A 6,769-nucleotide genomic window follows, 5' to 3' on the forward strand; every position below is an offset into this window, starting at 1 on the left:
CCCCTCACCGGCCGCATTCTCTTCAACCGGAGAGAATCACGACCGGCAGGCCGGGCATAGCCTTTTTCCGCAGCCTGCTAGATCGGCCTGTTCGGGGGGATGTATCCGATGGCCGAGTGGGGCGCGTTGGCGATTGTAGTAGGTTTCGATGTAGGCGAACACCTCCCGGCGGGCCTGGTCGCGGGTTTCGAACCGAGTGCGGTGCACCAACTCGACCTTGAGGGTGTGGAAGAAGCTCTCCATGGGAGCATTGTCGTAGCAGCAGCCCTTGCGCGACATAGACTGCCGCATCCCGGCCGCCTGCAACAGGTCGCCGTAGTCCCGGGAGGCATACTGACTTCCGCGATCGGAATGCTGGATGAGGCCCACAGCTGGCCGTTGGCGTTGGAAGGCCATGACCAGGGCCGAAGTGGCGAGTTCGGCGCGCATATGGTCGCGCATCGCCCATCCAACGATCTTCCGGGTTGCTAAGTCGAGGATAGCCGCCAGATACAGCCTGCCTTCAGCGGTGGGCAGGTAGGTAATGTCGGCAAGCCAGACCCGGTTGGGCTTGGTCACCTGGAAGGCTTGGCCCAGCAGATCGGGAGCGACTGGCAGGCCATGGCGGCTGTCGGTCGTGACGGGCCGGAACCGGCGTGCGGCTGCGCCCCGGATGCCGTGCCGGCGCATCAGACGCGCCACCCGGCCCCGGCTGGCGGCGCCGCCCTCCGCTCGGAGGGCGGCATGCACGCGCGGGCTGCCATAGCGGCCATGGTGGCGACCATGAACGCGTCGGACCTCGACCAGAAGCTGTCGGTTGGCGGCGGCCCGCTGGCTTTCCGGCCGCCCACGCCACGCGTAGTAACCGCTGGCGGACACCCCGAGCACCGAGCACATAAGCCGGGTCAGGAACTCGTCCCGGTGGTCTTCAATGAAGCGGAACCTCATCTCGGTGCTTCCGAGAAGATGCTGATGGCCTTCCTAAGAAACTCCAACAGGTTCGGTGCCAGCCTCCTGCAGGACGCCCAGTGACTTGGCGCGACGCTGAAGGTTGGTGAGCACCCGGTTCCGATAGCGTTCCTCGTAGTAAGCGGCGCCGGGATCGACGTAGTCCATGCCGTGGCGCAGGGCGTTGTAGAACAGCACCGCGATCTTCCGCGCCGTCGCGGTGACCGCCTTGGCCTTGCCGGCGCGGGCCGACAGGCGCCGATAGAAGGCGCCCAGGGCGGTCTCGGTCCGACTCACCGTGGTCGCGGCGAGGCGCAGCAGCGCCGCCGCCCGGCTGCCCGAACGCCGGGTCCGCGCCGACAGCACCTTGCCTCCAGAGATCTTGTTGCTCGGCGCCAGACACAGCCAGGAGGTAAAGTGCTTGGCGCTCGGCCACGCCGACAGGTCGGTGCCGCACTCCCCCACCAGCTTGAGCGCCAGGGAGGGGCCGAGCCCGTGGATCTGGGTGAGGTCCACGCCGAGGATTGCGTGCAACGCGACGCGGGCGTCGAAAGCCGGCGCATTGGGCTGCTTGGTCGCATGCCGCGCGGAAGGCAGCTTGCCGACCGGCTTGGCCGCCGCGGCCCGGAGCCGTTTGAGCACCGCCTCGATGCGGGTATCGCAGGCTGCGACCTTGTCCTGGTAGAGGTCGTAGAGTTCGAGCGACTGGGCCAGGGCGAAGACGTGCTCCTCGCGGTCGTTGCCAACCAGAGCCGCGCGGTTCGTCCCTTCCGAGGCCCGGCAGCGCGGATCACGGTATCCGGCCAGCACGTCAGGGTCGCGCTCACCGGCCACGATGGCCCGGATGATCCTCATGCCCGTGACGCCGGTGACGTCGGCCACCACGTGGTGGAGCTGTAGGTTCATCTGGGTCAGCGCCTTCTGCATGTGCTGGATGTGGGCGGCGTCGTAGTCGAGCAACCGCTCGCGGTGGCGCAGGAAGGCACGCAGGGCGGCGATCTCGCCGGTTGGCCGGAAGCTGCCTCGCAGCAGGCCGTACTCATGCAGGCGACGCAGCCACTGGGCGTCGCTCACGTCGGTCTTGCGCCCGGGAACGTGTTTGGCATCGCGGGCGTTGACCAGCACGACCTCGAAGCCGCGCTGCTCGAGGATCTCGAACACGGGGATCCAGTAGACGCTGGTGGATTCCATGGCCACGGTGCGGACGCCGCAGCGTTCGAACCAATCGGCGAGGCGGTGCAGGTCGCCGGTGAAGGTGCCGAACGAGCGCACCGGTTCGGGGTCGCAGTCGGGCGGCACGGCGGCCATGTGCATGGTGGCGCCGATGTCGATCGCCGCCGCATGGGGGTGGATCGGGGCCATGTCCCGCGCCTTGCGGGACCGCTTCGTTCGCGCCATCGTGCGTCCTCCTGCTCGTCGGGCCAAGGAGGGGCTGGGGCATGCGAAGTCATCAATTTCCCAACCGGGATCACCGCGCAGGCGTCACCACTCTCAAGTCCGCACCGCCCCATGGGCCACGTTTTTTGACGGGGTCTTGCGCCTCCAAAAACCAGACGGCCGCTCCCCTCCGCTGCCCATCATAGCGCGGCCCGTTTCTCCGCCCGCAGGCGGACTGAAGGCCCGCGATCGTTTTTTAAAATGTCGCGTTCCTGTCGGGTGCGCTCCAACTCGCGTCGCAGCCTCGCGATCTCCGCCGTCTGCTCATCCGGCTTGGCCGGCATGGCCGTGTCGGATACGGCAGGGGCACCAGACCGTGAGCGAGGCGGGTGGCCTTGGGCTACCCGCCGCCAGTTCCGCAGCACCGAAGCCTGCAGGCCTAACTCCCGCGCCACATGCTCCAGCGGCCGGCCGCTCCCTTCCAGCAGGGCAACAGCCTCACGCTTGAACTCGTCAGTGAAGGATCGCCTTGTCTTTGTCATCAGACACCTTCCCGCTCCACTCGGAGCTTAGCTGAGGTGTCCTCCGAACCGGGGAAAGATCATCTTGCTGCTGATCGACGCCGAAGGCGCGCTCGACCAGTTGACTGCTGCGACCAGGAGGAGGCGCCGGCATGCCGGGCTGAAGGAACAGCGTGCCGGCCGGGCCGATGCTGACCAGCGTGATCTGGATCGGTGCCGACGGCGTCCGGGCGCAGGCCCCGACGTGGACGAACTGGTTGTCGCGGTGGCGATTGAGGAGCCTGCCGGGCCGGCACTGGACGTCTCGTTGATCGGCGCCGTTCCGCCAGCGAGCGGATCGACCTGGGCGGCGCCGACAGCACGCATTCGGCGCAGGACCTGGAGGACGCCGAGGCCGACCAGCTGGGTCCCGTCCAGAAATGGCTCTGTTAGGCGCTCTTACTGCCTGCGCCGAGGTGCATACGGCCCCTGAGGTTCCGTCAGTACTGTCAGCACCTCTTTATCCTGTCGGTGCGCCCAATGTCGCCACGCGCGGCGCTTATTCTTGGGCCAGTCGATCACTAAGCGCCCGATGAGATCAGCCAACGCCTCGCTGGGATGCAGCATCGCCGGGTCGTAACGGATGTACCCCGCGGCATGCGCGTCGATGTACAGAAGTTCGTCGCGGTCGCCTAGCCCACACGGGCGGGGCAGCCCAACCACCTCCCACACGCCGATGAACAGCGTAACGTTCTGCTCTTCTCTAGGCAGGCCCGGCACACGCTCGGTCAGGCCGGCCACGGGCGTCTTGATAAACTTCAGTAGGTAGCGCGCCGCCTCATACCGTGGCCCAGCCTCGGGATTTTGGGTGCGGTAGTAGCTCTCGAACCGGGGGTCTGAGTAACGCCAGGCATCGAACATTACGCGATCGCCGACACGGTCTTCATCCGCGTGCCGGACCAGCAGCGTCCCTCCATCCTGCAGGGGCAGGTTCGCCTCGGAGATGTAGTCGCTCAGCAACGGCATCGGGCGTCCCCTTGGCGGTTCGCACCGGCTCGAAGGATCAAAGCTCGGGCTATTCTTGAAACGGACGCCGGCAACGACGGGTTCCCTGTCGCCGCCCGCTTCCTGCCTCATCGGCGCTTGCCCGGTTTCTGGAAGACACTGGGGATGCGCTGGGGAAGCCCGTCGGAAAAGTGTGGCACCGTTGAACTCCGGTCTGCTCGTCCAGTCCCGTCATCCCGCGCCGTTGGCGCCACCCATCGACACGCCTTCGGGCTGCAGTTCCAAAACACTGATGAATGATCCGGGCTAGGGGCGTTTAAGGGCGATTGTGCACGTGTCGCCGCAAATTGAAGGCTTGCACTTTCTATTACGTTGGAGGCGCGGCACTCACATTACTGTTGATCGATCCTTCAATATGCCAGAAGACCATTCGAATGGGCGGGCTGGAGCGGAAGATCTCAGGATTTGCGCAAATCTGTGCGGAAATTCTCACTTTATAGGGGCTTTCAGTCGCGACTTATGTTGTCAGGCCGTCCTTGAAATGCCTACCGTGCCTCACTCGGATATCTCAGTTTATGCGCAAACCCACACCGGAAATCGGCGGCGCCGGCACGCAGGGCGTGTCTCCTCCGTTCCGGGTGACGGCCGGCGGCGCCGCGGCGCCGGACAGGAGTTCGTCGATGCCGACTCCCTTCGCGATGGCGATGCCGGGCGCCATCATCAGAGGCACCCAGATCACCGCGGACAGCAGGTTGGCGGTCTGGAAGCTGTGGTGCGGCATCGCCATCATCCCGGCAGTGATCGGCACCACCGGCCGCAGCGGACCGAGGAAGCGGGCAAAGAAGACGCTCTTGCCGCCGTGGCGCAGGAAGAAGCGGCTGCCCCGCGCCAGAAGCTCGGGCCGCTGGCGGAACGGCCAGACGACCGGGACCCGATCGCCGAACACCCGGCCGAGCCAGTAGGACACGGCGTCGCCCAGCACCGCGCCCAGCGCGAGGGCGATGTAGACCTGCCAGAAGCCGAGGGCACCGGAGGCGACCAGCGCGCCTCCCGCGGCGATCAGCACCACGCCCGGCACCACGAACCCGACGAAGGCCAGGGACTCCGCGAAGGCGCACAGGAAGAAGATCACCTCCGCCCAGGAGGCATTCGCTTCGATGAAGGCGCTCCAACGCTCCATGCCGTCGATCAGCATGTTCCTTGCTGCGTCGTTCATTCAGGTTCCCTGTGAGGCGGCTCGTTGGAGCGGACTGTGCCACAGATCGACAGCGCCGTGCAGATCGATGGAAACCCCATCCCGCCTCATCGCACAGGGATCAGGGCACGGCCTGAAGCCACTCGGCCAGCATCTTTTGCCCGGCCTCGCGCAATTCCGGGCCGATCCGAGCCGCTTGACCGCGCAGCACGCGCGGGTCGATGCCAGCCCCGGCCAGTTCGGCGGCATGGCCCGTCAGCCATCGCTCGATGCCGACGGCCACATCGACCTCCGGATGGAATTGCAGGGCCAGCGTGTGGCAGCCAACCGAAAACCCCTGGGTTGCGCAGAGCGGCGTCGACGCCAAGCTCTCCGCCCCGTCGGGGATCTGGAAGGCGTCCCCGTGCCAGTGAAGCACCGGAACGCCCTCCAGATGTCGAAGCGGCCCGTCCCGACCGGCATCGGTCAGCGTGAGCGGCCCGAATCCGATTTCCTTGTGGCCCATGGGGCGCACCGCCGCGCCGAGCGCCTTGGCGATCTGCTGCGCCCCGAGGCAGATGCCGAGCGTCGGACGCCCCGCGGCCAGCCTTGCCGCCAGGAGCGAGGATTCCTCGGCGAGATAGGGATAGGCGGCGCTTTCATAGACCCCGACGGGACCGCCGAGGACGATCAGCAAATCCGGCTCCAGCGGATCGAGCGTCGCGAACGGCGCCGCGTCGAGATCATGATAGCGGACCGAATAGCCGGCATCCGACAGCACCGCGCCGAAGATGCCTAGGTCTTCAAAATGGACGTGCCGGATCGCCAGTGCCGTTTTGTGCATGGGTCGCCTCCCGCTCCCGCGCCGGGAACGTCGTGGATTGGTCGGCTCTCGAATATCAGACGAATGGTTCGCTGCGCCCAGCCATTTCCCCGCAATGGTCCAGACCAATTCTCCTTGTCCCCGAGGCCCGCCGAATTTACGGCGTCGTCGCCGTGCGAAGCGCCTTCTCCAGCTTTCTGACCGCGGTCTCGATTTCGAACGGCGTGTAGGCCGCGAAGCCCATCAGGAAGCCCGCCTTGCCGTCGCCGGCGGCGTGCAGCGCCGACAGGCCGAGCAGTTCGATGCCGGCCCGCCGCGCCGCATCGACGGCGGTGCGCTCGGCAAGGCCGCCGGTCAGCAGGCAGGGCATCTGCAGACCGCCGATAGGAACCTGCGGTTCGACGAAGTCCGACAGGTGCTTGGCAACGAGGCCCGCCAGCGCGTCGAGGCGCTCGGCGTAGACGCCGCGCATGGTCCGGACATGCGCCCCGAAATGCCCGCCCTCCATGAAGCGGGCCAGCGTGAGCTGGGCCATCGGCGCCGTGTGCCCGTCCAGCAAGGTGCGCGCGACGGTCATCGGCTTCACGAGCTGGGGTGGCAGCACGGCGTAGCCGATCCGCAGCCCGGGAAAGAGCGATTTGGTGAAGGTGCCGATGTAGATGGTGCGGCCATGGGGATCGAGCCCCTGCACGCAGGCGGTGGGCTTGCCCGCGTAGCGGAACTCGCTGTCGTAGTCGTCCTCGATGATCCAGGCCCGATGCCGGGCCGCCCACTCGATCAGGGCCAGACGGCGGTCCAGCGCCAGCGTCGCGCCGGTCGGGAACTGGTGGGACGGCGTCAGGAACACCGCCTTCGCCCGCTGCGGCTCGGCCAGGATGTGATCGACGACGATGCCCTGCCGATCGACGCGGACCGGAACGCAGTCCAACCCCGCCGCCTCGAACGCCTTGCGCGCCCCGTAAT

6 protein-coding genes and 1 pseudogene are annotated in these 6,769 nt (G+C 66.8%); all 7 read right to left on the reverse strand.

Translation table 11 applies throughout. From position 1 onward, the window contains the following. Positions 1-77: 77 nt before the first annotated feature. Positions 78-960: pseudogene (locus tag Q4I23_RS28935) on the reverse strand (IS3 family transposase); the annotation flags it as partial. Beyond that, positions 961-2,325 carry an IS110 family RNA-guided transposase gene (locus Q4I23_RS28940; RefSeq protein ID WP_498528501.1) on the reverse strand — a complete coding sequence of 455 codons (1,365 nt, stop codon included), beginning with the start codon at positions 2,323-2,325 and terminating at the stop codon, positions 961-963. Positions 2,326-2,504: 179 nt separating this feature from the next. Further along, positions 2,505-2,846: a transposase gene (locus tag Q4I23_RS28945; RefSeq protein ID WP_498528502.1), complete on the reverse strand. Its 342-nt coding sequence runs from the start codon at positions 2,844-2,846 to the stop codon at positions 2,505-2,507. A gap of 417 nt (positions 2,847-3,263) precedes the next feature. Then, a complete protein-coding gene (locus Q4I23_RS28950; protein ID WP_498528503.1) occupies positions 3,264-3,830 on the reverse strand; it encodes a hypothetical protein in 567 nt (188 codons plus the stop codon). Positions 3,831-4,377: 547 nt separating this feature from the next. Further along, positions 4,378-5,025 (reverse strand): DedA family protein, encoded by a 648-nt coding sequence (locus tag Q4I23_RS28955; protein WP_498528504.1) that lies wholly within the window; start codon positions 5,023-5,025, stop codon positions 4,378-4,380. Positions 5,026-5,125: 100 nt separating this feature from the next. Next, positions 5,126-5,827, reverse strand: a complete 702-nt coding sequence (locus tag Q4I23_RS28960) for a glutamine amidotransferase (protein WP_498528505.1) — start codon at positions 5,825-5,827, stop codon at positions 5,126-5,128. A gap of 136 nt (positions 5,828-5,963) precedes the next feature. Further along, the coding region (locus Q4I23_RS28965) for an aminotransferase-like domain-containing protein (RefSeq protein ID WP_498528506.1) at positions 5,964-6,769 on the reverse strand (806 nt) is incomplete at its 5' end.

The organism is Azospirillum sp. UFLA03-27 (genome assembly GCF_059803775.1).

What these genes read in the sequence shown, in the direction of transcription:
- Q4I23_RS28940 (WP_498528501.1), bottom strand. Translation starts at nt 2,325, where the DNA reads ATGGCGCGAACGAAGCGGTCCCGCAAGGCGCGGGACATGGCCCCGATC.
- Q4I23_RS28945 (WP_498528502.1), bottom strand. Translation starts at nt 2,846, where the DNA reads ATGACAAAGACAAGGCGATCCTTCACTGACGAGTTCAAGCGTGAGGCT.
- Q4I23_RS28950 (WP_498528503.1), bottom strand. Translation starts at nt 3,830, where the DNA reads ATGCCGTTGCTGAGCGACTACATCTCCGAGGCGAACCTGCCCCTGCAG.
- Q4I23_RS28955 (WP_498528504.1), bottom strand. Translation starts at nt 5,025, where the DNA reads ATGAACGACGCAGCAAGGAACATGCTGATCGACGGCATGGAGCGTTGG.
- Q4I23_RS28960 (WP_498528505.1), bottom strand. Translation starts at nt 5,827, where the DNA reads ATGCACAAAACGGCACTGGCGATCCGGCACGTCCATTTTGAAGACCTA.